Below are 24,920 nucleotides of genomic sequence, written 5' to 3' on the forward strand. Positions count from 1 at the left end.
TTTGCTCCTCCGTCCGTCTTGCCCGAACTAACTAGCCGCCGGCTTGTTGAAGGTCCAGTTCCACTGGCGGATTTCGACGCTTTCGAACAGGCCTGCCTTGGCATAGGGGTCGGCAGCCGACAGCGCCTGCGCGCCGGCCAGGTCCGGCGCCTCGACGACGACGAGGCTGCCGCTCGGCTTGCCGTCGGCATCGAGGAACGGGCCGGCAAAGGCCAGTTTCTTGTCGGCGTTCAGACCTTCGAGAAAGGCGACGTGGGCGGGCCGCGTGTCGACGCGTATCTGCAGGCTGCCCGGTTTGTCCTTGCAAATCAACGCAAACAGCATGTTTTCTAACTCCGGTTTGGGATTGCGACAACAGCTCGCCTCGAACTGCAGAAACCGCGGTTTTGCTTTTATGCGGGCTTTGGGTCAATGCCAAATGACGACCTATCGCGTTGAATCTCTGCCACGGCTCAAGGCCAAGGCGTTGAAATGATTGATCCACTTGAGTTTGACGACAGTCACGGACGATATCGCTTCGCCCGAAAGGGTAGACTCAAGGCAACAGCGCTGCATCGCGAAAAAATAGCGCCAGGCCTTTGCCAGTGCCGCTTATGAAAGAAAAGACTGATATTCCGTAAATTCAAAAATAATCAATTTTCGATACGCAACACTCCAGCGGGTCAATTGTGAGGATGGGCTGGTTCTTCCAGAACGCCTGAATAGAGGACGCAATGGAGAGCATCGCGCGCAGCACGACAGTTCGGATCGACGACGCCAGCGTGGAGACCGAGCGTGTTCTCGTCTCTGCAATCATTCCTTGCCTGAACGAAGAATTGACGATCGGCATCTGCATCCGCAAAGCCTTGGATGCCTTCTCGAGGCGCGGCATCAAGGGGGAGGTCGTCGTCGGCGACAATGGCTCCACGGACAAGTCGGTGGAGATTGCGCAAAAGTTGGGAGCCCGGGTCGTCCATCAGCCGGTAAAGGGGTATGGCGCGGCGATCAGCGCCGCGGCTGAAGCGGCCGAAGGCAAATATCTCATCATGGCCGATGCCGACGATTCCTACGACTGGAGCCAGCTCGGCGATTTCGTCGATGCGTTGGAATTGGGTGCGGACTTTGTCATGGGCAATCGGTTCGCCGGCGGCATCGAGCCGGGCGCCATGCCGCTATTGCATCGCTACCTGGGCAATCCCGTCCTGTCCACCATCGCTCGCTGGCTGCACAAATCTCCGATCCGCGACTTCCATTGCGGCATGCGCGGTTTCACCCGAGAGGCATTTCAGAAAATCGGCGCACGCTCGACGGGAATGGAATTCGCCTCGGAAATGATCATCAATGCGCATCGTGCCGGGCTCGCCATTCGTGAAGTGCCGATCAAGCTCCATCCCGACAAGCGAAACCGCGCGCCGCATCTGCGTTCCTTCCGCGACGGCTGGCGCCATTTGCGGCTCATCATCGCTCATGCACCGGACACACTCTACCTGATACCTGGCCTTACCCTGCTGGTGACGGGTACCGTCGGCCTGGCTTTGCTTTCGTCCGGCCCAATACAGTTCAACGGGCATTATTTCGGCATCCATTTTGTCGCGCTTGCGTCCATGTCAACGCTGATCGGACTGTCCGCGACGCTGTTGGGCATGTTGGCCAAAGTGGCCATCGCCATCTATCACCCGGTTCAGAAGGGACGTGTCGTTCCCTGGCTCAAACGAGGACGCCCACTGGAATGGCTGGTTGGGGGAGGTGTCTTGATCTTTGCCGGAGGGTTCACGGTAAACCTGCTCCTTGCTCTCCAATGGTTGCTTGTCGACGAACCGATGGAGCAGTCTGTGCACCTCATATTCACCAGCAGCACTGCGTGCGTGGCCGGCGTGCTGATGACCCTGTCCGGTTTCGTTCTGAAGCTGCTGCTCGACAGTCTTGGCGATCCGCTTCTTTCCGAGTTTCGCCGCCTTATGCGAAGGTAAGCTCGCAACATGAAAGCAAGCAGGGCTTCTCCGCGTATCTGGGATACCGACTGGCTTATATTGCGCGGGCTTGCCAGGCTGCTCAAGGAGCAGGCACGCGCCCATGTCAGGCCGGAAACACTGATGGTCGATCTGGGTTGCGGAGACATGCCCTATGCCCGGATGATGCGGGAGATGCGGATCGACTATCGTGGCGCCGACATCGACGATGGCGGATCGCTGCGGATCGACGAGCGTGGCCGGGTGCCGCTTGCCGATGGCGCCGCGGGCGCTGTCCTCTCCGTCCAGGTCCTGGAACATGTACGCGACCTCGACGCCTATTGTGCCGAAATCAAACGGCTGCTGCGCGATGACGGCGTTCTGTTGTTATCCACGCATGGCACCTGGCTGTACCATCCTCACCCGGAAGATCATCGCCGCTGGACACGAACAGGCCTGATTGCCGATCTCGGCGATCGCGGCCTGGTTGTCGAGGATGTCAAGGCTATCGCCGGTCCGCTGGCCACGACCACATTGATCCGTCTGACAGGCTTTGCCTTCTTCCTGCGCCGCATTCCTGTTTTGGGAGGCGTTTTCGCGTCGCTGCTGGCCGTGCTCATGAACCTGCGCGCGCTGCTGGAAGACGCCATCACGCCAGCGTCGATACGCGACGACAATGGCTGCGTATTCCTCGTTCGGGCACATAAGGCGATCGCATGAACATGCGTGCGCCTTCCACTTACGTCGTTGTGGCGGCGCTGTGTCTCGCGCTCCACAACGCGGTGATGATTCTTTCCGACCGTGCCGGATCGCCTTTGTGGCTGGCGGTCCTGTTGTCCTTCGGGATTGTAGCGGCAACCGGCTACGTCCTGCATGGCGTCTTCACGTTCCGGCAGCCCTTGGCTCTGCCCGGTTTTGCAAGATATCTGCTGGCGATGTCGGCCAACGTTCCGCTGGCGTTCATCTTCACCTGGTTCTGGCGCGACTGGACAGGTCTGGCGATGCCTGTCGCGGCGCCGCTTGCGTCGGTCTGCATGCTGGCGATCAACTTTGCGCTCAGCCGCTGGGCGATCGGCGCGCCAAAATCCACATCCGTCAGAAATCCATGAATCTCCAGATGACGATGCCCTCCATCGATCCGCACCTCCTGCAGGGTATCATGTCGCGCCATCTCGCCATGTACCGAAGCAAAGTGCCGTTCTATCAAGCCACGATGCTCGACAGCTTGCGTCAAGTGTGGGCCGGCGATCATCGCAGGCTGCTGGATGTCGGTGGCGGTACAGGCGTGATTGCACAAGCCATGTCCGAGCTGTTTCCGCTGGAAGAAGTACAAACGGTGGATCTTGTCGACCGTTTCTGCCCGTCGCTAACGGTGTCCACACGCCAGTATGACGGCAAGACGTTGCCCTTCAGGGACGATGCGTTCGACGCGGCAACGCTCAACAACGTCATGCATCACGTGCCGCTTGCGGCGCGAGCAGCGCTTCTCACAGAGATTCGGCGGGTGGTGGATGGGCCGCTCTATATCAAGGACCATGAAAGCCTCCACGCAGTGGATCGTCTGCGCCTCATGGGAATGGACGCCATTGGAAACATCCCGTTCGGCGGAATGGTCTGGGCACGCTACCTAGATCGTGCCGAATGGGAGAGGCTCGCCGCCGAGAGCGGCTATCGCATTGCCGCACGCGCGGCGCCGATGCGATATCGCAATGGCCTGTACGGATGGGTGTTTCCGAACCGCCTTGAGATTACGCTCCGCCTGGAGCGGGTTTGACGGGCGCGCCCTTGCGAATTTTGACGGTAAGCCACTTCTTCGAGGCGCATGGCGGCGGCATAGAACGCGTCGCCGGGCATCTTTGCCGCCGCTTCGCGGATAACGGCGTCGAAGCGTCCTGGGCTGCAAGCGATGCCGACCTGCCGCCCGAGGGAAAAGTGGATGCGGTGCCGATTGCCTGCTTCCAGCTGATGGAAAAACGCAACGGCCTGCCGATGCCCATACCTCGTATGCGAGGGATAGCGGCGTTGGCGCGCGCAGTGCGCGGCAGCGATTCGGTGGTGATGCATGATGCGCTCTACGCCACGTCGATCGTGGCAATGGTGGCGGCCAAGATTTACCGCAAGCGAACGGTGCTTGTTCAGCACATTGCCAGCGTTCCGTTTTCTTCGCGTATCCTGCGCTTCGCGATGGCGCTCGCAAACCTCCTGGTGACGCGGCCTATGCTGAGGGCGGCGGATGCCCGCGTCTTTATTAGCGACACGGTGCGCCATGAGTTGCTGGGAACGCCCGCGCGGCACCCTTACAGCCTGCTTTTCAACGGGGTCGACCGCGGCATTTTCCACCGATCTCCGGACTCGACCGGCAATGCGGGCTCTCCGGCGCCAGGACGTCGCGTTCTGTTCGTTGGCCGCTACGTCGAGAAAAAGGGACTGTCGGTGATCCGCGCGCTGGCGACCTTGCGGCCCGATCTCGAATTCTCGCTGGCGGGCGCCGGCTCGATCAGGCCAGGCGCCTGGGGACTCGGCAATGTTCGTGACCTGGGCACTCGGACGCCCATGGAATTGGCGGACCTCTATCGCACGGCAGATCTTTTGCTGCTGCCAAGCGTCGGTGAAGGGTATCCGCTTGTCATACAAGAGGCGATGGCCTGCGGCCTTCCGGTGATCTGCGGCGCTCCGGTCCACCTTGCCGATCCCGATGCAGCGGTCTGGCTGCGTGGTGTGAAAATCGACCTGAGAGATCCCTTGGGGTCAGCGCGTCGTTGCGCTGAAGCGATCGACGGCCTTGCCCTGACTGACGCCGAGCGCGATGCGATGGCTGCCCATGCCCTGGCGCATTACGATTGGGAAAAGATGGCCCGCGGCGTGATCGCCTTGGCGGGCAATGGCCGAGCGGTGGCACCGACCGAGAACCGGCAAGGGAGCGTTGCCGATGGATGACCGGTCCGCCGTGAAAACCGACATCGGTAACAGGGACCTTTTCGGTATTGCCGAACGCCCGGCCACAATCGGGCTGAGCGTGCTGATCGCACTTAAGATCGTCCTTCTCTTCGCGCTGGCCTATCGCAGCCGCTTCGTCATGGATGAGTTCGGCCAAGTCGGTTACGCGAAATATCTCGGCAACGGCCTGTTTGACACTATCCAGCCGGCCAAGGCGGTAGGTTTCACGGTTTTCAGCAAGCTGGCCATTCTCATTGGATGGGATGCGACGTCCATCATGTTCGTGGGGCGCTTCCAGATGGCGCTGCTCGCCTGCGCCACCATCGCCATGATCTATGCATGCGCGCGAGCGCTCGGCCAGGACAGGCAGCATGCCTTGGCAATTGTCCTGGTCCTGCTGTGCTTTTCCAATTTCATGGAGCGAATTTTCCGCACGATCTCGGAACCGCTGGCGCTGTTCTTCGCGGTCGCGGCGCTGCTGGTGGTCATCAGCGGGAATTCGGCAGGCGCGAGACGGATCGTCTTCGCTGGTATGCTTAGCGGCCTCGCCTTCCTGACGACCCAGAAATCCATCTATTTCAATGTCGCGCTGGGCCTGGGACTGCTTGTCAACGCCTTCATTGCACGACAATACGCTGCCGGGATCAAGCGTGGCGCAGCCCTGGTGCTGGGCTGGATTGTGCCCATCGCCGCGTATTGCTTCATATTTGGTGGCGCCGATCCGCTCCCGATCGCCCGAGGCCTGATATTCGGCCCAGCTGAAGTCGCGAGCCGGGGCGGTGTCGAATATGGCGGCTTGCGACATTTTGTGCTCCAGACACTCGTTCGCAACGCAATCCTCTATGCATTCTGCTCCGGCGGGATCGTCCTTGGGTTGGTACGCATTGGAGCGTTGGAAGAAAGGCAGCGGATTGCACTGACGTTCACCGCCGTCATCACGGTCCTGGTTTTTGTTCATGATCAGCCTTGGCCTTATATCTTCATCATGGCCTTGCCATTCATGGCGCTGTGGTCGCTTGCACTGCCCGATCGCAACGCGGCCGATGCATTGCCCATGCGTTTGGCGCGGGCGTCACTCGTGATTGCCGGAGTGATCAGCTTCATCAGCAACGTACTCTATCTGCGCATTGACAATCCGGCGCAGCTGACGCTGATCGCCCGCGCCGAAGCGATGGTCAAACCGGACGAGTTCTATTTCGACGGCATCGGAATGCTGCCCAATCGACGGGAGCCCTCCACCCTCTGGCTCGACCAGTACTACATCTTGAAAACATTGCGGGAGGGCAGCGAATCGGAAGCGTACAAAATCCTCTCGAACACTCCGCCAAAGCTGATCATCTGGTCATATCGCATGGATATGATCGATACCGTGATTGCCCCTTTTATCCGCGACAGCTACGTCCAGATCGCTCCAAATATCAGAATGGCCGGCCGTCGCCTTCGCTCCGGTCGTGTGGACGTTTTCAAGGTCCCGGTCGCCGGACGGTACAAGCTGTATACGACGAACGGGCAGCTTGCAGATGGCGAGGTCGAGATCAATGGCACCCCGCGCTCCTTGCCTTTGTCCCTGGAGGCCGGTGTCAGCGACGTTGTTCTGCGCAGCGGTCCGGCCGAGGCGCTGCTGCTTCCGGAAGGTGACTACGAAAACCTCATCGTCGCCGGTGAGGACAATGCCGAACTGTTCAAAGACGTGTACAATTAAATATCAGCTTCGGTCTTCAGCGGCCGCGTCATCAGGGCGGACACAGCCTGCCGTATGGTGATCGTGCCGTCCAGTATGGCCGACACCGCCGCGATGATCGGCGCGTCGATGCCGCGTTCGGTGGCGATGCGGGCGGCGATCGCAGCCGTCGGCACACCTTCGGCCAACGGCAGTCCGGTCAAGGGTTTGCCTTGGCCAAGCGCCAGCCCGTAGGCGAAATTGCGCGACTGGGCGGACGAGCAAGTGAGCAGCAAATCGCCGAGGCCGGAAAGCCCCATCAGCGTCTCGGGCTTGGCGCCGAAGGCAGCGCCGATGCGGCGCAATTCGACGAAGCCGCGCGTCACCATCGCGGCCTGGGCGCTGGCGCCGAGCCCGGCGCCGGTGACGGCACCGGCGGCGATGGCAAAGACATTCTTCAGCGCGCCGCCAATCTCGACGCCGATCAAATCGTCGCTGGAGTAGCAGCGCAGATTCTGTGCCGAAAACCGGGCGGCAAGCTCGGCTGCTAAAACCTCATCGCGGGCGGCGACCACGACGGCAGTCGGCAGGCCTCGCGCGACATCGGCGGCGAAGCTCGGGCCGGACAAAGCCGCGACCGGGGTTTCCGGCAAAATGTCCGCGACGATTGCCGACAGCAGCGCGCCGGTGTCGCGCTCGATGCCCTTGGCGCAGAGAACCAGCGGAATGCATTTCGGCATATGGGGTTTTGCCGTCGTCAGCATGGCGCGCAGCGCTTGCGCCGGCGCCACGGCCAGCACGCAATCGGCGTCGGTCAGCGCTGCACCGATATCGCTCGTCGCCGCAATGCCAGGCTCGATGGCGATGCCGGGGAGGTAGCGCGGGTTCTCGCCGCGATGAAGTGCTGCGACCGTTTCGTCGTCGCGTGCGTAGAGCCTGACGTCGTGGCCGGCCCGCAGCATGGCCAGCGCCAGCGCGGTGCCCCAGGCGCCACCGCCGAGCACGGCAACGCGCCAGCCGGTCTTGTCTCTGTCGCTTGCCTTGCTCCCGGTCATGCTTTCGCTCCGCGCCGGCCGGAGCCGACCATCGGCGCCGAGATCGAGTCCAGCGGCCAGCGCGAACGCGGCACGAAATCGGCGGCGTTTCCATCCGCTATACCGGCGCGCAGCCGTTCGATGCCGGCCCAGGCGATCATCGCTGCATTGTCGGTGCACAGTTTCAGCGGCGGCGCGACAAAGGCGAAGCCAGCCTCGGCGCACTGCTTCTGCAGCGTCGCCTTGATGGTGCTGTTGGCGGCGACGCCGCCGGCAACGACCAGCGAGGGCGTGGCCTTGTCCGGAAATTCCTGGCGAAAGCGGGCCAGCGCACGGGCGACACGGTCGCCCAGCGCATCCGCCACCGCCGCCTGGAACGAGGCGCAGATGTCGGCGACATCCTGCTCGCTCAGCGGCTGGATGGCGGTCGCCGCCTGGCGCACGGCGGTCTTCAAGCCGGAGAAGGAGAAATCCGGCTGGGCCGAGCCCTTCATCGGCCGCGGGAAGGCAAAGCGCGTCGCATCGCCCGCCGCTGCTGCCTTTTCGACATTCGGTCCGCCGGGATAGGGCAGACCGAGCATTTTGGCCGTCTTGTCGAAAGCTTCGCCGAGCGCGTCGTCGATGGTGGTCGCCCAGCGCTGGTAGTCGCCGACGCCGCGCACGGCAACGATCTGGGTGTGGCCGCCGGAGACCAGCAGCAGCAGATAGGGAAAGTCGAGGCCGTCGGTCAGCCTTGCGGTCAGTGCATGGCCTTCGAGATGGTTGATGGCAATCAGCGGCTTGCCGGCAGCGGCGGCAATCGCCTTGGCCGTCATCAGGCCGACAATCAACCCGCCGACCAGGCCCGGGCCGGCGGTGGCGGCAATGGCGTCGATGTCGCCGAGGGCTACGCCCGAATCCGCAAGGGCGGCCTCGACGATGCCGTCCAGCGCCTCGACATGGGCGCGCGCGGCGATCTCCGGCACGACGCCACCAAAGGCAGCATGCTCCTCTATCTGGCTGAGCACGATGTTGGACGCAATCACCGGCGCGGAGGCGCCGTCCAGCGTCACCACGCTGGCGGCGGTCTCGTCGCAACTCGTCTCAATGCCCAGAACGCGGATCAATTCGTCGCTGTCTCCAGAGATTGTGTCACCGGACTTTCCTAGTTAGTAGAGGCGGGCCTCGTTAGGGAGAGGGCCGGAAACGCAAAGCCAGCCGGGGGTTATCACGGACCGCGCGCCATGCAAACTTTGAAAATCGGAACACGCGGCAGCCCGCTGGCACTCGCCCAGGCGCATGAGACGCAGGCGCGGCTGATGGCAGCGCATGGCATGCCGGCGGAAGCGTTCGAGGTCGTCGTCATCTCGACCAGCGGCGACCGCATCCAGGACCGGCCTTTGTCGGAAGCCGGGGGCAAGGGCCTATTCACCAAGGAAATCGAAGAAGCGATGCTGGCCGGCACGATCGACATCGCCGTGCATTCCTCCAAGGACATGCCGACGGTGCTGCCGGACGGGCTGGAGCTTTCCGCCTTCCTGCCGCGCGAAGATGCGCGCGACGCCTTTATCGGCAAGGCGGTAAAGCGCATCATCGACCTGCCTCGGGGCGCCAAGGTCGGCTCGTCTTCGCTGCGGCGCCAGGCGCTGATCCGGCGCATGCGTCCGGATCTCGACGTGGTGATGTTTCGCGGCAATGTGCAGACCAGGCTGCGCAAGCTGGAGGAGGGCGTCGCCGAAGGCACGATCCTCGCCCATGCCGGGCTGAAGCGGCTGGAGCTCGGCCACGTCGTCACCGATCTGATGCCGCTCGACGCCTTTCCGCCGGCGCCGGGGCAAGGTGCGATCGGCATCGAGACCCGCATCGGCGACAGCGCCGTCGAAAAGATCCTGACGGCCATCCACGATGTGCCCACGGGCCAGGCGCTGGCCTGCGAGCGCGCCTTTCTGGCGGCGCTCGACGGCTCCTGCCGCACGCCGATCGCCGGCTATGCGACGATATCGGGCGGAAAACTGGTTTTCGCCGGGCTGATCATTTCGCCAGATGGCACGCAATCGCATGAGGTTAAGGCCGAAGGCCTGGCGCTGGATGCCGCAGATATCGGCACGGACGCCGCCAGGATGGTGCGGGTCAAGGCCGGCGAAACCTTCTTCGACGGCTGGGTCTGACATGCGTGTCCTGGTGACGCGGCCGCAACCTGGGGCATCGCGCACGGTGCGGCGGCTGCAGGAATTGGGGTTCGAGCCGATCCTTCTGCCACTGACCGAAACGGTGACACTGCCGGTCGATGCAAACGCAGCAGGCGACAATGCCGCGGCCGTTGCGATCACCAGCGCCAATGCCTTGCGCCATGCGCCGGGAGACCTCATCGCCACGCTCGCCGCCTTGCCTTGCCATGCGGTCGGCCACAGAACGGCCGAAGCGGCGCGCGCGGCAGGGTTTTTGTCCGTCAGCGAAGGGCCGGGCGATGCCGAGAAGCTGGCCGAAGCGATTGTCGCCGGCCTTTCCGGCAAGGCGATCGTCTATCTCACGGGACGCGTGCGGTTTCCGGCCTTCGAGGCGCGGCTGCGCCAGGCCGGCGTCGAGATCCGCGCAATCGAGACCTATGACACGATTTCGCTCGATTATTCCGACGGTGAAATCCTTGCGCGCCTGTCCGATAGGGCGGTCGATGCGGTGCTGCTCTATTCGGCCAAGGCGGCGGCAGCGTTGCGAACCTTGGTCAATCGGCCGGAATCGGGCGATCTCCTTGGAAAGGCGCGGGTTTTTGCTCTCTCCGGGCGCATAGCGTCAGCGTTCGGCGATGCCGCCGGCAAAAAAATACGCGTTGCACGGGAACCCCAGGAGGAGGCGCTGCTTGAGCTGTTGCACGACGGCGCCTGAGCCCCGTGTCATCACGCCGCCCCTTTTCACCTGATGATGATGTGCTAGACCATTTTTCAAACCATCACGCGCCTCAGGGCGCCCAGACGAAGCAGGATTGCGGAGCCCAGGCATGGTCAAGACGCCGAAGATGCGACATTCGAAGAGCCGCCGCGAGCCGGTGACCATCGAACTCGAACCCGGCGCCGTCTCGCGCATTGTCGATGCGGACGCCGCCAAGGCGGGTGCGACCGAGGCCTCGGTCGAATCGTTAGCGGCCGAGGAAGCGGCTGCCGTGGCCGATGCACAGGCGGAGACGCCCGACGAGCCGGTTCATGCCGACCAGGCCGATCTCGAGCCGTGGGAGCATTCCGACGCCGCGGCCCAGGCCGGGCCAGAGAGCGATGCCAAGATGTCCGGCGAACCGGAAAGGCCTTATCCCGCCGCCTCCGACGCGCCACCAAGCGCCAGGACCTCCGATTACAGTTTCGAGGATGCCTCGCCCAAATCGGGTGGGTCCAAGGAAACACCAAAAACCGCCGAAGTGAGGAACCAGCCCATGGCCGCGCAGCCGAAGCGCTCTAACGGCATTGCGGCCGGCATCATTGGCGGTTTCATCGCGCTGGCCGCCGCCGGCGGGCTGCAGTTCGCCGGCGTGCTCGGCGCACCGGGGTCGGGCGGTGGCACCGTCTCGCTCGACGGCGTCAATGGCGAGATCGCTTCGCTGAAGCGCGAAATCGCCGACCTCAGGGAAGCCGGCGGCAATGGCGCCGCAACGGCCAAGGTCGACGGGCTGTCGTCGGCGCTGGATCAGGTCAAGGCCGATGTCGCGTCGCTCAAATCGGCGGTCGAACAAGGCGGCGCCGGCGACAATGCCGGACTTGCAGCGCTTGGCGACAAGGTCAAGCAGATCGAGACGGCGGTCGCGGCACTTGGCCAGGCCGGCGGCCCGGTCGATCTCGGCCCGCTCAACGAAAAGCTTTCGAGTCTCGATGCCCTGGTGAAATCGGCCGGCGAGGCAACCAAGACGCAGGAAGGCAAGATCGCTGCACTTGAACAGTCGGTGACGCAGCTCGCCGGCAAGGTCGATGCGCAGGCCTCGCAGCCGAAAATCGCGATGGCCATCGCCGCCTCGGCGCTGAAAGCGGCGCTCGACCGCGGCGCGCCGTTTGCCGCCGAGCTGGAGACGTTCGCAGCGATCTCGCCTGATGCGCCGCAGATTGCGGCGTTGCGTCCCTATGCCGAAAAGGGCGTCCCGACCCGCACCGAAATCGCCGGCGAGGCCGATGCAGCGGCCAATGCGATGGTCGCTGCCGCGACGCCGGTCGACGAGAATGCCGGCTTCTTCCAGAACCTTCTGTCGAGCGCCGAATCGCTGGTCAAGGTGCGGCCGATCGGCGCCGTAGAGGGCGCCGGCGCGCCCGAAACCGTGGCGCGCATTGAAGTGGCGGTCAATCAGGGCGACTACGCCAAGGCGCTCAGCGAATATGCGACGCTGCCCGATGCGGTCAAGGCGGCGGGTGCCGACTTTGCCGGCAAACTGAAGGCGCGCATCGAGGTCGAAACGCAGGTCGACGCGCTCATTGCCGGCGCGATGAAGGCATGAGGACGACACGATGATCCGCATTCTCATCTTCCTCGCCGCCGTCTTCGCGCTCGGCCTCGGCTTTGCCTGGCTGGCCGACCGTCCCGGCGAGATGGTCGTCACCTTCAACGGCTACCAGTACCAGGTCAGCCTGATGGTGGCGGCGGTAGCGATCGTTGCCGTGGTTGCCGCGGTGATGATCGTCTGGTGGTTGATCAAGTCGCTGTGGAACAGCCCGTATACGATCTCGCGCTATTTCCGCGTGCGGCGCCGCGACCGCGGCTACCAGGCGCTGTCGACCGGCATGATCGCCGCCGGCGCGGGCGATGGCGCGCTGGCGCGCAAGAAGACCAAGGAAGCCGCCAAGCTGATCCGTTCAGACCAGGAGCCGCTGATCCATCTGCTCGAAGCGCAAGCCTCGTTGCTCGAAGGCGACCATGAGGGCGCGCGCGAAAAATTCGAGGCCATGCTCGACGATCCCGAAATGCGGCTGCTCGGCTTGCGCGGGCTCTATCTCGAAGCCGAGCGGCTGGGCGACCGCAACGCGGCGCGCCACTATGCCGGCCGCGCCGCAGCCGTGGCTCCGCAACTGGCCTGGGCAGCGGAATCGACACTCGAAGACCTGACCGGGCGTGGCGATTGGGACGGTGCGTTAAAACTGGTCGAGGCGCAGAAGTCGACGCGCCAGATCGAACGCGACGCCGCCAACCGCCGCCGCGCCGTGCTGTTGACCGCCAAGGCGCAGGCGCTGACCGACAGCGACCCCAATGCGGCCAAGACAGCGGCACTCGAGGCCAACAAGCTCGCGCCCGATTTCGCGCCGGCCGCGGTTGCCGCGGCCAACCTTCTGTTCAAGCAGAACGATGTGCGCAAAGGCTCGAAGATCCTCGAAGCCGCCTGGAAGGCCGAGCCGCATCCGGAAATATCCGAACTTTATACTCATGCCCGACCGGGTGATGCGGTGGTCGACCGCCTGAACCGGGCCAAGAAGCTGCAGGAGCTGAAGCGCAACAACGCCGAATCGTCGATGACGGTGGCGCGCGCCGCGCTCGACGCACAGGATTTTTCCACCGCCCGCCGCGAGGCCGAAGCGGCGATCCGCATGGATCGGCGGGAAGGCGCCTATCTGCTTCTGGCCGATATCGAGGAGGCCGAGACCGGCGATCAGGGTAAGATCAGGCAATTGCTGTCCAAGGCGGTCCGGGCGCCGCGCGACCCGGCCTGGGTTGCCGACGGCGTCGTCTCCGAACGCTGGGCGCCGGTGTCGCCGGTCAGCGGCAAGCTCGACGCCTTCGCCTGGCGCGCGCCGATGGAGCGGCTCGGCCAGCTCATCGATAGCCATGAGGAAACGCCGGAAGCCACCGTGCCGGTGCTTGCGGCACCTGCCAAGCCGGCAAAGGAAGCCGAGGTGATCGATCATCCGGCCGTCGCCAGGACGAGCAGCGAGGCGCCGATCGAGCCGAAGCCTGTGGTGGGCGACGATCATGTCACGCCGGTCACCGCCGCTGCCTTTGCCGCCGTGCCGTCCGATGCCGAGGCAGTCGAGCCGGCCGAGGAGGTTATCCGGTTGCCGGACGACCCCGGTGTCGACCCTGACGAAGAAGCGGAGAAGTCACCGCGCCGGTTCCGACTGTTTTGAACCCTGACCTGATGTGAGCACCATGTTCGAACGCGTTCTGTCCTTTCTGAAAGACCTGCCCTCCGGGGCCGGTCCTCGCGCCAATGCGGACGATCCGCGCGTTGCCGCCTCGGCTTTGCTCTATCATGTGATGAACGCCGATGGCGTGCGCCAGGATGTCGAGTGGGAGCGGTTCAAGCAGGTGCTGGGTGAGAGCTATTCGATCAGCGGCGCCGAGCTCGATGCGCTGGCTGCCGCCGGCGAGCGCGCCGACAATGAGGCGATCGATCTCTATGCCTTCACCAGTGTGCTGAAGCGCCATCTCGACGCCGAGGCGCGCAAGGCCTTTATCGGCCTGATGTGGGAGATCGTCTATGCCGATGGCGAACTGCACGAGCTGGAAGACAACACCGTCTGGCGCGTCGCCGAACTGATCGGCGTCGAGCGGCAGGACCGGATCGAGGCGCGCCGAAAGGCGGCGGCCGCCGCGCCTGGGGCCAGCGGAACGTCGAGCGACGAATAGGATCCCAGCTCTCCATGCCGCCTAGACCGAGCTCGAAACCAAAGATCCTGATCGTGCTGCATCAGGAGACTTCGAGCCCCGGCCGGGTCGGCCATATGCTGCTCGAGGAAGGTTTCGATCTCGACATCCGCCGGCCGCCTCTGGGCGACAGCTTGCCCGAGACGCTGGAAGGGCATGCCGGCGCCGTGGTGTTCGGTGGGCCGATGAGCGCCAATGACGAGGACGAGTTCGTCCGCCGCGAAACCAACTGGCTGAATGTACCGTTGCGCGAGAACCGGCCGTTCCTCGGCATCTGCCTTGGCGCGCAGATGCTGGCCAACCATCTCGGCGGCAAGGTCGAGGGTCATGACGAAGGGCTGGTCGAGATCGGCTGGTATCCGCTGAAGCCGACCGAAGCCGGCAAAAAGCTGATGCACTGGCCCGATATGGTCTACCAGTTCCACCGTGAAGGTTTTTCACTGCCGAAAGACGCGACACTGCTGGCGACCGCGGAAACCTACCCCAACCAGGCGTTCCGCTACGGCGACAATGCCTGGGGCATCCAGTTCCACGGCGAACTGACCCGGCTGATGATGCAGCGGTGGGTGGTGCGCGGCGCGCACCGTTTCGAACTGCCCGGCGCCCAGCCCGGCCGCGACCATCTCGGCGGCCGGCTGATCTGGGACATGCATCTGAAGCGCTGGCTGAGCGAGTTTTTGCAGCTGATCTTCGGCAAGCCCACTGCGGGATAGAGTAAAATCCAACTACTCTGAACGGCCGGGCTTGCCCAAAGACGACTTGCGTCCGGCCAAATGCGGGACGATGGATCCGAGACCTTAACCCGTTCCCGCAGATTTGGATTGCGCTCCAAACACTCCGATGGATCGAAAAACTCCGTGGCGCATTTAAGCTTCGGCTAACAATGGCCCCAGGGGAGAACCAATGAAGAAGACGCTGCTCATTTTGAGCCTACTCATTCCACTCGCGGCATGCTCCCGCACGGAACAAGGCGCTGCCGTCGGTGGTTTGGGTGGCGCAGCTATAGGCGCTGCAGTGGCCGGCGACCCTGTGAAAGGGGCGGTTGTTGGCGGGGCGGTCGGAGCGCTGGCTGGGGCGGTCATCGGGCACGCCAGCGAGGCAGGCCAGTGCAGATATCGCGATCGGAACGGTCGAGTTTACGTTGCACAGTGCCCGGACGGCTACTGATCTCAAAGGGCGCGTGATCTCTATCGATCACGCGCCTGCTCGGGGTAGGATAACTGAATGGCATATAACATCAAAAGATTGCTGGCTTTCTGGTTTGCCGTTGTCAGCGCTGTCGCGATAAACGTCGAACTTACGAGCGCGGTCTCGGCCGCACCTGTGGATGCGAAGACGATTGCCGATCACTTCTCATCGGTAAAGTCCATGTCCGGGGACTTTGTCCAGTCGGGCCCAAGAAGGGAAAGGACCAAAGGAAGATTTTTTCTCCAGCGGCCGGGCAAGATACGGTTCAACTATGCAGGCCAATCAGGGATCAGCGTAGTTGCAGATGGAAAATCCTTGGTGGTCTATAACAAGAAGCTCAAGACATCGCGGCTTTATGCTCTCTCGAAGACGCCGCTCAAGCTGCTCCTCGACGATCAGGTCAACTTTTCCGGCAATCGCCTCAAAAGCATCAGAGACGATGGCGCCCAGGTGATCATCAAGCTGGCCGACAAGTCGGTCTTCGGCAATTCGAACATCACTATGGTGTTTGACAGGGAATCGCTCGATCTACGCAGATGGAGCCTCACTGACGAGAAGGGCCTTACCACGACGGTCACTATATCCAACGTTAAGCAGGGCGTTCGCGCCCCTGCGGGCACCTTCACCATCGACTATGCGGCAAACCGTGAACTCAACACCAAAACGAAATAGTCGGCAGCCGTGGAAGCGGTCGAAGCTGGACGAACGATGGGAACGTCGGCGCGCTCGAACAGTTGCGGCTGTTGAGATGCCACACCTTGCGCTGCTGCGGAAACAGCACCGCCCATAGACCAGCGAACGGCAAACGCTCCGACGCGCCGCCGATCACAACTACCGGCACGGTATCCAGCGCATGCCGCACCGCCCGACGCGGCGAATCCACAACCCTACTCGGCGGCCGTCTCCGATGGCGCCTCTGCCGGCACCGTAGGCTCGGCCTCGGCATGCGGCTTGCGCCGTGAAAACAGCGACCTGAGCGTGACGTAGAACACCGGCGTCAGGAACAGGCCGACGAAGGTGACGCCGAGCATGCCGGAGAACACCGCGGTGCCGAGCGACTGGCGCATTTCCGCGCCCGGGCCCGTCGCGATCATCAGCGGCACGACGCCGAGGATGAACGCGAAGGCGGTCATCAGGATCGGCCGCAGCCTGAGCCGGCAGGCTTCGACGGCAGCCTCGGCGACCGACAGTCCGCGTTCCTGCGCCTGCCGCGCGAATTCGACGATCAGGATCGCGTTCTTGGCGGCAAGCCCGATCAGCACGATGAGGCCGATCTGCACGAGGATGTTGTTGTCCAGGCCTCGAAACGACACGCCGAGCAACGCCGCGAGCACGCCGAGCGGCACCACCAGCACAATGGCGAAAGGCAGCACCCAGCTTTCATATTGCGCCGCCAGCGCCAGGAACACGAACAGCACCGACAGTCCGAAGATATAGACAGCGGCATTGCCGGTGTTGCGCTCCTGATAGGCGAGCTCGGTCCATTCATAGGAGGTACCGGCCGGCAGCGTCTGTGCCGTGATCGCTTCCATCTTGGCCAGCGCATCGCCGGTGGAAACGCCGGGCGCGGCGTTGCCCTGCAGCGGCACCGAGACGTACATGTTGTAGCGCTGGACCAGCGCCGGGCCGGTGACGTCGCGGATCTCGATCAACGTGCCGAGCGGAACCAGCGCGCCGGTCGCCGAGCGCACCTTCAGTTTCAAGATGTCGGCGCGATCGAGGCGGAACGTCTGGTCGGCCTGCGCGCGCACCTGGTAGACGCGCCCGAACGCGTTGAAGTCGTTGACATAGGCGGTGCCCAGATTGATCGACAGCGTCTCGAAGATGTTTGGGATCGGCACGTTCAGGATGCGCGCCTTGTCGCGATCGATCGCCAGGAAGAATTGCGGGCTCGATGCAGAGAAGGTGGTGAACACACCCGTCAGCCCCGGCGTCTTGTTGGCCTTGCCGGCGATTTCGTAGGCAAGCGCGAGGATCTGCCGCATGTCGGCGCTGTTGCGCTCCTGGATCTGCAGCTTGAAGCCGCCGGCATTGCCAACGCCACGGATCGGCGGTGGCGGCAGTGCGATGATGAAGGCTTCCTTGATGCTTTGCAGGCTGCCGAACAGATTGCCGATGACCTTGGTCGCCGAATGGTCTTCTTTCAGTCGCTCGTCAAACGGCTTGAACCTGGCGAAAATCACGCCCGCGTTGCTGGCGTTGGTGAAGGTCGCGCCGGAGAAGCCGGCGAAGGCGACGGCGTAGTCGACGCCTGGCGTTTTCTGGATGATCTGCGATGCCTGCTGGATGACAGCATCGGTCCTCGCCAGCGAGGCGCCATCCGGCAGCTGGACGACGACGATCGCATAGCCCTGGTCGAGCGACGGAATGAAACCGCGCGGCACCGTCTGCACCATGTACACCGTGGCGTAGATGAGGGCCGCAAAAACGGCCAGCATGGCGGCGATCGCTATCCGCGAGCCGACCAGAACGCGGACGATGCTCGAATACCAATGGGCGAGCCGGTCGAAGCCGCGGTTGAAGCCGTCGGCGAGCGCCTGACCGAACCGCGCCAGGAAAAAGCGCGGCGGCGCCGCGGCAGTGTGGTGCGGCTTGAACAACAGCGCGGCCAGCGCCGGCGAAAGCGTCAGCGAATTGAATGCCGAGATCGCGGTCGACACCGCGATGGTGATCGCAAACTGCAGGTAGAATTGCCCGGAAATGCCGGGGATGAAGGCCGTCGGTACGAACACGGCTATCAGCACCAGCGAGATCGCGATGACGGCCGTTCCGACCTCGTCCATGGTCAGGTGCGACGCCGGATTGGGCGCCAGCCCTCTGGCGATATTGCGCTCGACGTTTTCGACCACGACAATCGCATCGTCGACGACGATGCCGATCGCCAGAACGAGGCCGAACAGCGTCAGCATGTTGAGCGAGAAGCCGGCGGCGTAAAGCACCGCCAGCGTGCCGATCAGCGACACGGGAATCGCCACGATCGGCACGATCGCCATGCGCCACGATTGCAGGAAGACGATGATGACGATGATGACCAGCACCATCGCCTCGAGGATCGTCTTGTAGACCTCCTGGATCGACTCGGCGACGAACTCGGTCGGATTATAGACGATGTCGTAGCTCAGTCCCTTCGGGAAATCCTGGGACAGCTCCTTCATCTTGTCCTGGATCTCCGCGGCTGCGGCGAGCGCATTGGTGCCCGGCCGCTGGAAGATGGCGAGCGCCACCGCCGGTTTGCCGTTGAGATAGGAGTTGGTGACGTAATCCTTGGCGCCGAGCTCGATGCGCGCCACGTCCTGCAGTTGGATCAGGCGGCCGTCCTCGGTCGATTTGACGATCACGTATCGGAAGTCGCGTGCATCGTTGAAGCGGCCTTGCGTGGTGACCGTGTACTGGAACGCCGTGCCCATGTTGGTCGGCGGCGCGCCGATCGAGCCGCCCGACACCTGGACGTTCTGGTCGCGCAGCGCCTGCACCACATCGCCAGAGGTCATCCCCAGGGCGGACAGTTTTTCCGGATCGAGCCAGATGCGCAGCGAATATTCGCGTTCGCCGAAGATGATGAGGTCGCCGACGCCGTCCAACCTGAGCAGTATGTCGCGCACCCGCGAGCGAGCATAGTTCGAGACGTAGAGCTGGTCGTAGGTATTGTCGGGCGACAGCATGTGCACGACCATCATCAGGTCGGGCGAGCTTTTGGTGGTGGTGATGCCGAGGCGGCGGACTTCTTCGGGCAGGCGCGGCTCGGCGACCGATACGCGGTTCTGCACCAGCACCTGCGCCTGATCGAGATTGGTGCCCAGCTTGAAGGTGATGGTCAGCGCCATCGCCCCGTCGCCCGACGAATAGGACGACATGTAGAGCATGCCCTCGACGCCGTTGATCTCCTGCTCGATCGGCGTTGCCACGGTCGCTGCGACCGTCTCGGCGTCGGCGCCCGGATACTGCGCGCGAACGACGATGGTCGGCGGCGCGATCTCGGGATATTGCGCGACCGGCAGCTGGGTATAGGCAATCCCGCCAAGGATCAGCAGGACGATCGAAACGACCGATGCGAAGATCGGACGGTCGACGAAGAAATGGGCGAACCTCATTGCGGCAACCCGGCGGTTTCGACCTTGGGCGGCAACGTCACCATCTCGACCTTCACCTTGGTGCCGGGCCTGGCATGCATCAGCCCGTTGACGATGATCGTCTCGTTGCCGGTCAGGCCCGAGCGGATCACCCGGTAGCCGTCGAGAAGCGGGCCGGTGCGCACGGGCTTCGCCGACACCATGCCTGCCTCATCCACCAGGAAGACGATGCGGCGATCCTGATCGGCGCCGATCGCCTCGTCGGGCACCAGCACGCCGCTATGCGGCAGCGACCCCGGCACGTTGATGCGGCCGAACATGCCTGGCTGGAGAACGCCGTCGGCGTTGGGAAACGTTGCACGCACCCGCATGGTGCCGGTCGCGTTGTCGATGCGGTTCTCGGCAAAATCGAGCTTGCCTTTGAACACCGCCTCTGCGCGGTCGGCGACGCGAACCACCACTTCAAGGCCGCCAGCGCCTTCCTGCATCGAGCCGCCGCGCTCCTTAGCGTCGCGGGCGTAGCTGAAATACAGGCGCTCATCGACGTCGAAATAGAAGTCGATCGGATCGCGGGTAACGATGGTCGTCAGCAAGGTGGAGTCCGGCTGCACGAGGTTGCCGACCGACACCAGCCGGCGATCGATGCGGCCGGACAAGGGCGCCTTGATCTCAGTGAATTCCAGATTCAGGCTGGCCGACGTCAGCGCAGCCGTTGCGCCCTGCATCTGCGCCTGTGCCGAAAGGTATTCCCGCCGGCGGTCGTCGACCGTCGCGGCCGAGATATTGCCGGTCTTGGCGAGTTCGTCGGCGCGATCCAGCTGCATCTTGGAGAATTCGAGCAGTGACTTGGCGACGTCCACTTGCGATTTGGCGGCATCATAAGCCGCCTGGTACGGACGCTGGTCGATGGTGAAGAGCAGGTCGCCCTTGTTGACCAGTGCGCCGTCCTGGAAGCTGACCTTGTCCAGATAGCCGCTGACGCGCGAACGGATGGCGACCTGGTCGACGGCTTCGAAGCGGCCGACGAACTCGTCGTCTTCCACGATTTCACGGACCACCGGCTTGGCCGCCGTCACCACGGGTAGCTGCTGGTCCTGCGCAAACGCAGTGCTGCTGAAAGCCATGCCGAGCAGGAACGCCGACGACATGGCCGCGCGGGCAAGCCAGCCGGCGGATCGACGGGGTCGCCCGCCCGCGTCGCGATGCAGTTGCCCATTGTCCATTTTGCGTCCCCCTTCGCTGGACCCGGAGGTCGGTTGATCCGCTTCTACGCTCAGGCTTGTCGTCGAGATCAGAGCCCTGCGGTATTGTGCAGGGCAACATAATCATTTTCCATGTGGGCTGAAATGTCCACCCTGTGGTTGCCCCGCCATCTGGCTAGTTCGTTCCAGAACCGGACCGTCCGCTGCCGGTCCATCTCCAGCCGTCGTCGGCGCAAACTGATTTGGGGCGAGCGCGGGATCCAGAGGCTTGCTCGATCAGTTGCGGCTGTTGAGATGCCGCACCCGGCGCAGCTGCGGGAACAGGACCGCCCACAGGCCAGCCACGGCAATCGCGCCGATGCCGCCGATCACCACGGCCGGCACGGTGCCGATCAGTGCTGCCATGGTGCCTGCGCGGAATTCGCCAACTTCGTTGGAGGCGCCGACGAAGACCTGGTTGACGGCGTTGACGCGGCCGCGCACCTCGTCCGGCGTCCACAACTGGATCAGCGTCTCCCTGATGTAGACGCTGAACATGTCGGTGGCGCCGAGGCCGGCAAGGGCCAGGATCGACAGCCAGGTGATGGTGGAAACGCCGAACAGCACGGTGAAGGCACCAAAGCCTGCGACGAAGCCGAGCATGATCTTGCCGGCATTGTCGCGCAGCGGGTGCCCGGCCAGCCAGACCGCGACGCAGATGGCGCCGATGCCGGGCGCCGAGCGTAAGAGGCCGAGGCCCCAGGGGCCGAGCTCGAGAATGTCGCGGGCATAGACCGGCAGCAGCGCCGAGGCACCGGACAGAAGCACGGCGAAGAGGTCGAGCGAGATGGCGCCGAGCACGATCTTCTCGCTCCAGATGTAGCGGAAGCCGGCAAACAGCGTTTCCATCGTCGGCTTGTCGGTGGCGCTCTGCTGGGCGGGCTTGGGAATGGTGAAGATCAGCAGACCGGCCACCAGCATCAGCACGGAGGCAGTGGCGTATGCGGCTTCGGCCGAGACGCCATAGAGCAGGCCGCCGGCGACCGGGCCGACAATCGTTGCCGTCTGCCAGGCCGACGAGTTCCAGGCGATTGCGTTACCAAAGTCCTCCGGCGGCACCAGATTGGCGAACAGCGACGACGAGGCCGGTCCGTAAAAGGCGCGCGCCATGCCGAACAGAGCCAGCACGACGAAAATCGGCAGCGGACTGACGAGGCCGCGCAGCGTGAAGTACAACAGAACGAGCGCACAGCCCGCCTCGGTCACCGTCGCCAGCGCCATAATGAGGCGGCGTCCAAAACGGTCGGCGACGACGCCGGTGACCAGCACCAGGAGCAGCGACGGCAGGAACTGGACGATGCCGACAATGCCGAGATCGAAGGGATCGCGCGTCAGATCATAGATCTGCCAGCCGACGGCGACGGACACGATCATGGTGGCGAAGGTGGTGAGAAACCGCGCCGCCCAATAGCTCAGGAAGGAGCGGTGGCGGAAGGCAGCGTAGCGCTGGTCCGGCGACGTTTGTTCTGCTGTCATGGAGAGAGGCCCCGTTGCAAAGACTTGGCCGGCGGGGCACTTCCACGATGGGCGCTGTTCCGGCCAGGGAACTAAGTTCGCCGGGGCATGTGCGCCCGAATCAATCTGGGATCAAGGGATTTCCGGTCCGTTTGACGAAACGGAATGGAAAATCATTCCCTCAGTGCGGCGGAGATAGCCTGCAAACCACCCTGCAATTCCGCCTCTTTCGGCCAGCCGAAACCGACGCGGAAGAAGCGCTTCGGCATGTCGAACCAGTGGCCGGGGCCGACATAGGTGCCGTGGCTTTCCAGCAAATTGACGTAGAAGCGGTCGAGGTTGAAGTCGGAGCTGACATTCAGTCTGGGGAAGCCGACGACGCCGCCCTGCGGCCGCACCCAGTCGACCAGCGGCTCGCGGTCGATCCATGCCTGGACGATGTCGCGGCGCTTGGCCATGTCGGGCAGCAGCGCGGCCAGGAAAGCCTCGCGGCGCTCCAGCATGCCGCGCGCAATGCCTTCGTCGATGACGCTGCCGCAAATGCCGATCTGCTCCTTGGCGGCGAGGAAGCGTTCCTGCAGTTCGGCATCCCTGGTGACCAGCCAGCCGATGCGGATGCCTGGAATGCCGAACGCTTTCGACAGCGACGACACGCTGATTGCCTTGGGGCTGAGCGAGGCCGCTGCCGGCAGGCGCTGTCCGTAAGACAGGTCGCGATAGGTCTCGTCGACCAGCAGATGGCAGCCGCTCGCTTCGGCGAGCGCGATCAGCGCATCGAGATCGGCGCGGCCCATCATCGTGCCGGTCGGGTTGTGCGGGCAGGTGACGCTGATCAGCTTCGTGTTCGGCCGCAGCTCAGCCGCGACGCGGCTGACATCGATGGCAAAACCGTTGTCGAAGTCGAGATCGACATAGGAGATGGCGCAGCCGATCGCCTTGGGGGTCTCGATGTTGGTGGCATAGTTCGGCCGGACCACGACGAGATGGTCGCGCTCCGACAAAAGCGAGGTCGAGATGATAAACAGCGCCCCTGCCGCGCCTGCCGTGACGAGAACGTCGTCAGCGGAGATCCCTTTATCCTGCGCCGCGATCAGCGCCCGCAGCTCCTTGTCGCCGCGATGCTCGCCATAGAACAGCGTGACGTCGGGCAGCGACAGGCCGATGTCGGAGAGTTTCTGGTCGGCGATCGAGCTTTCGGAGAGGTTGTAGCGGATGCGGTCGTAACCGTATTCCTCCGGCGCCTCTTTCTCGATCACCATTCTGGCGTAGTTCATGGTCGCTCCCCCAAAGTCCCGACATTCCAGAGGTACAAGCCACAAAACCACGAAGCCTGCCAAGGCTCATTCGCCGGCAGGCTTCTGTTCCAGTCGTCCAAACTGTTGGCTCAGCGCCGAGGCGCTGATTCCGCTCAGGCCGGGACTTTGGCCTTGCGACCCTTGGCCTTGGCCGGTGCGATCGCGGCGGCCTTGCGACCGAGGCCGATCGACTTGGCCAGTTCGGAGCGCGACGCCGCGTAGTTGGGCGCAACCATCGGATAGTCGGCCGGCAGGCCCCATTTGCTGCGGTAGGCCTCGGGCGTCAGGTTGAAATGGACGCCGAGATGGCGCTTCAGCGATTTGAACTTCTTGCCGTCTTCGAGGCAGATGATGTAGTCCGCCGTCACCGACCGCTTGGGATTGACGGCCGGGACCTGCGGCGGCGCCACCGGAGCCGGCGGCTGGCTGAGCCCGCCGATCGACGCCGCAACGCTGGCGATGAGATCGCTCAGGCCGGCAACGGGCAAGCGGTTCTTCTCGACGTAAGCGGACACGATATGGGCGGTTAGCTCGAGCAGGTCGATGTCCTTGTCAGAGTCGTTGCTGTCGTCGGCCAATTTATCTCTCCGTCGCTAGGGGGGTGGCGGAAACTCCCAGAGCTGTCCCAGTGGAGCCGGAAATCCGCTCTAGTCATTTGTCTTGCCGCATTTGTACGGTTGCACCCAGATGATTCCATCCGGTGCAATCGCTCTAATCGCCAAATCTGCGTAACGCAATGACTTCGTATCGCATCACACGTCATTTTGAACAACTATACTGAATTTTAATACTATCAGACGATCAGCGCCTTGTCGCGCCATAGTCGAAAGCCACCCTCGAAAGCGCGCGTATTGTCACCGCGCCTGGATTTGGCGGGCAATTCATCCAGTCTGTCGACATTGCCGCCGCCAATGACGATGTAGTCCGGCTGCAGGGCCGCACGCAGCCGCTCGACGACGTCGAAGACGTATTTGCGCCATTTCTTCTTGCCGTATTTCTCCAGGCCGCGCTCGCCGACATAGTCCTCGAAACTGCGGCCCTTGCGGTAGGGCAGATGGGCCAGTTCCATCGGCTGGCCGACATTGTCGAGGATCATCGCCGCGCCGAGGCCGGTGCCGAGGCCGAGAAACAGCATGCGTCCGCGATCGTAGCTGCCAATTGCCTGCAGCAGCGCATCGTTGACGACCTTGACCGGCTTGCCGAAGGCGGCGGCGAAATCATAGCCGTCCCAGCCCTTGCCGAGATTGGCCGGATCGAGCGAAGGCTTGTTGTTCCTGACAGGGCCGGGATAGCCCATCGAGATCACGTCATAGGCCAGCCCCTCGGCAAGCGTCTTCACCGTCGCCACCATCTGCTGCGGCGTCAGGTCCGGTCCGGAATCGGCGCGGCGCGGCTCGCCGCCGGCACTGGTGAGGATTTTTACATGCGAGCCGCCGACATCGATCGTCAGCACGACCGGTTCGACCTCGGCCGTCGCGGGCTTGGTTGCCTTGGCCATGTCGTTTCCTCCGCTCCACTCTGTTTCAC

General features: G+C 63.5%; 23 protein-coding genes. 14 read left to right on the top strand and 9 right to left on the bottom strand.

Annotation, left to right across the window (positions count from 1 at the left end; all coding sequences use genetic code 11):
* Positions 1-27: 27 nt before the first annotated feature.
* Positions 28-324, bottom strand: a complete 297-nt coding sequence (locus AC1DZ8_RS05925) for a YciI-like protein (RefSeq protein ID WP_477307947.1) — start codon at positions 322-324, stop codon at positions 28-30.
* 389 nt (positions 325-713) lie between these two features.
* On the opposite strand from AC1DZ8_RS05925, the gene AC1DZ8_RS05930 reads away from it, so the two are divergent.
* The 6 genes from AC1DZ8_RS05930 to AC1DZ8_RS05955 are packed head-to-tail and all read left to right on the top strand — an operon-like array spanning position 714 to position 6,567.
* A complete protein-coding gene (locus tag AC1DZ8_RS05930; RefSeq protein WP_477307949.1) occupies positions 714-1,949 on the top strand; it encodes a glycosyltransferase family 2 protein in 1,236 nt (411 codons plus the stop codon).
* Between the two features lie 9 nt (positions 1,950-1,958).
* Positions 1,959-2,648, top strand: a complete 690-nt coding sequence (locus AC1DZ8_RS05935; protein ID WP_477307951.1) for a class I SAM-dependent methyltransferase — start codon at positions 1,959-1,961, stop codon at positions 2,646-2,648.
* Positions 2,645-3,037 carry a GtrA family protein gene (locus tag AC1DZ8_RS05940; RefSeq protein WP_477400487.1) on the top strand — a complete coding sequence of 131 codons (393 nt, stop codon included), beginning with the start codon at positions 2,645-2,647 and terminating at the stop codon, positions 3,035-3,037. The genes AC1DZ8_RS05935 and AC1DZ8_RS05940 overlap by 4 nt, the downstream gene beginning before the upstream one ends.
* A gap of 8 nt (positions 3,038-3,045) precedes the next feature.
* Positions 3,046-3,702 (top strand): methyltransferase domain-containing protein, encoded by a 657-nt coding sequence (locus AC1DZ8_RS05945; RefSeq protein ID WP_477307955.1) that lies wholly within the window; start codon positions 3,046-3,048, stop codon positions 3,700-3,702.
* An 11-nt stretch (positions 3,703-3,713) separates the two neighbouring features.
* Positions 3,714-4,865 (top strand): glycosyltransferase family 4 protein, encoded by a 1,152-nt coding sequence (locus AC1DZ8_RS05950; protein WP_477307957.1) that lies wholly within the window; start codon positions 3,714-3,716, stop codon positions 4,863-4,865.
* Positions 4,858-6,567 carry a DUF7056 domain-containing protein gene (locus tag AC1DZ8_RS05955; RefSeq protein ID WP_477400489.1) on the top strand — a complete coding sequence of 570 codons (1,710 nt, stop codon included), beginning with the start codon at positions 4,858-4,860 and terminating at the stop codon, positions 6,565-6,567. Before AC1DZ8_RS05950 ends, AC1DZ8_RS05955 begins: the two co-directional genes overlap by 8 nt.
* Here AC1DZ8_RS05955 and AC1DZ8_RS05960 read toward each other — a convergent pair.
* Positions 6,564-7,580, bottom strand: a complete 1,017-nt coding sequence (locus AC1DZ8_RS05960; protein WP_477307961.1) for an NAD(P)H-dependent glycerol-3-phosphate dehydrogenase — start codon at positions 7,578-7,580, stop codon at positions 6,564-6,566. The genes AC1DZ8_RS05955 and AC1DZ8_RS05960 overlap by 4 nt on opposite strands.
* A complete protein-coding gene (gene tsaD, locus AC1DZ8_RS05965; protein ID WP_477308047.1) occupies positions 7,577-8,662 on the bottom strand; it encodes a tRNA (adenosine(37)-N6)-threonylcarbamoyltransferase complex transferase subunit TsaD in 1,086 nt (361 codons plus the stop codon). Before tsaD ends, AC1DZ8_RS05960 begins: the two co-directional genes overlap by 4 nt.
* Positions 8,663-8,782: 120 nt before the next feature.
* Here tsaD and hemC point away from each other — a divergent pair, with 120 nt between their 5' ends.
* The 8 genes from hemC (at position 8,783) to AC1DZ8_RS06005 (ending at position 16,004) form a co-directional block, all read left to right on the top strand.
* Positions 8,783-9,706 carry a hydroxymethylbilane synthase gene (gene hemC, locus AC1DZ8_RS05970; protein ID WP_477307963.1) on the top strand — a complete coding sequence of 308 codons (924 nt, stop codon included), beginning with the start codon at positions 8,783-8,785 and terminating at the stop codon, positions 9,704-9,706.
* A 1-nt stretch (position 9,707) separates the two neighbouring features.
* The gene (locus tag AC1DZ8_RS05975; protein WP_477307965.1) at positions 9,708-10,421 is read left to right on the top strand and encodes a uroporphyrinogen-III synthase; all 714 of its coding nucleotides are present in this window, start codon (positions 9,708-9,710) and stop codon (positions 10,419-10,421) included.
* A gap of 112 nt (positions 10,422-10,533) precedes the next feature.
* Positions 10,534-12,006 (top strand): COG4223 family protein, encoded by a 1,473-nt coding sequence (locus AC1DZ8_RS05980; protein ID WP_477400492.1) that lies wholly within the window; start codon positions 10,534-10,536, stop codon positions 12,004-12,006.
* 10 nt (positions 12,007-12,016) lie between these two features.
* Positions 12,017-13,624, top strand: a complete 1,608-nt coding sequence (locus AC1DZ8_RS05985; RefSeq protein ID WP_477400494.1) for a heme biosynthesis HemY N-terminal domain-containing protein — start codon at positions 12,017-12,019, stop codon at positions 13,622-13,624.
* Positions 13,625-13,646: 22 nt separating this feature from the next.
* On the top strand, positions 13,647-14,126 hold the full coding sequence (locus AC1DZ8_RS05990; protein WP_477307971.1) for a tellurite resistance TerB family protein: 480 nt from the start codon (positions 13,647-13,649) through the stop codon (positions 14,124-14,126).
* 14 nt (positions 14,127-14,140) lie between these two features.
* Positions 14,141-14,857 (top strand): glutamine amidotransferase, encoded by a 717-nt coding sequence (locus AC1DZ8_RS05995; protein WP_477307973.1) that lies wholly within the window; start codon positions 14,141-14,143, stop codon positions 14,855-14,857.
* Positions 14,858-15,047: 190 nt separating this feature from the next.
* Positions 15,048-15,311, top strand: coding sequence for a YMGG-like glycine zipper-containing protein (locus AC1DZ8_RS06000; protein WP_477288617.1), 264 nt, complete (start codon positions 15,048-15,050; stop codon positions 15,309-15,311).
* Between the two features lie 57 nt (positions 15,312-15,368).
* Positions 15,369-16,004: a LolA family protein gene (locus AC1DZ8_RS06005; RefSeq protein WP_477307975.1), complete on the top strand. Its 636-nt coding sequence runs from the start codon at positions 15,369-15,371 to the stop codon at positions 16,002-16,004.
* Between the two features lie 215 nt (positions 16,005-16,219).
* On the opposite strand, the gene AC1DZ8_RS06010 is transcribed toward AC1DZ8_RS06005, so the two are convergent.
* The 6 genes from AC1DZ8_RS06010 to AC1DZ8_RS06035 form a co-directional block, all read right to left on the bottom strand.
* A complete protein-coding gene (locus AC1DZ8_RS06010) occupies positions 16,220-19,423 on the bottom strand; it encodes an efflux RND transporter permease subunit (RefSeq protein WP_477307977.1) in 3,204 nt (1,067 codons plus the stop codon).
* Positions 19,420-20,550 carry an efflux RND transporter periplasmic adaptor subunit gene (locus AC1DZ8_RS06015; RefSeq protein ID WP_477400781.1) on the bottom strand — a complete coding sequence of 377 codons (1,131 nt, stop codon included), beginning with the start codon at positions 20,548-20,550 and terminating at the stop codon, positions 19,420-19,422. The genes AC1DZ8_RS06010 and AC1DZ8_RS06015 overlap by 4 nt, the downstream gene beginning before the upstream one ends.
* Positions 20,551-20,880: 330 nt before the next feature.
* Positions 20,881-22,119: an MFS transporter gene (locus AC1DZ8_RS06020; RefSeq protein ID WP_477307979.1), complete on the bottom strand. Its 1,239-nt coding sequence runs from the start codon at positions 22,117-22,119 to the stop codon at positions 20,881-20,883.
* A gap of 152 nt (positions 22,120-22,271) precedes the next feature.
* A complete protein-coding gene (locus tag AC1DZ8_RS06025) occupies positions 22,272-23,372 on the bottom strand; it encodes an aminotransferase class I/II-fold pyridoxal phosphate-dependent enzyme (protein WP_477400497.1) in 1,101 nt (366 codons plus the stop codon).
* A gap of 134 nt (positions 23,373-23,506) precedes the next feature.
* Positions 23,507-23,971 carry a Ros/MucR family transcriptional regulator gene (locus AC1DZ8_RS06030; RefSeq protein ID WP_477307983.1) on the bottom strand — a complete coding sequence of 155 codons (465 nt, stop codon included), beginning with the start codon at positions 23,969-23,971 and terminating at the stop codon, positions 23,507-23,509.
* Positions 23,972-24,186: 215 nt separating this feature from the next.
* A complete protein-coding gene (locus tag AC1DZ8_RS06035) occupies positions 24,187-24,891 on the bottom strand; it encodes an ROK family protein (protein ID WP_477307985.1) in 705 nt (234 codons plus the stop codon).
* Between the last annotated feature and the right edge of the window lie 29 nt (positions 24,892-24,920).

It is taken from the genome of Mesorhizobium sp. P2_F7 (genome assembly GCF_056403695.1).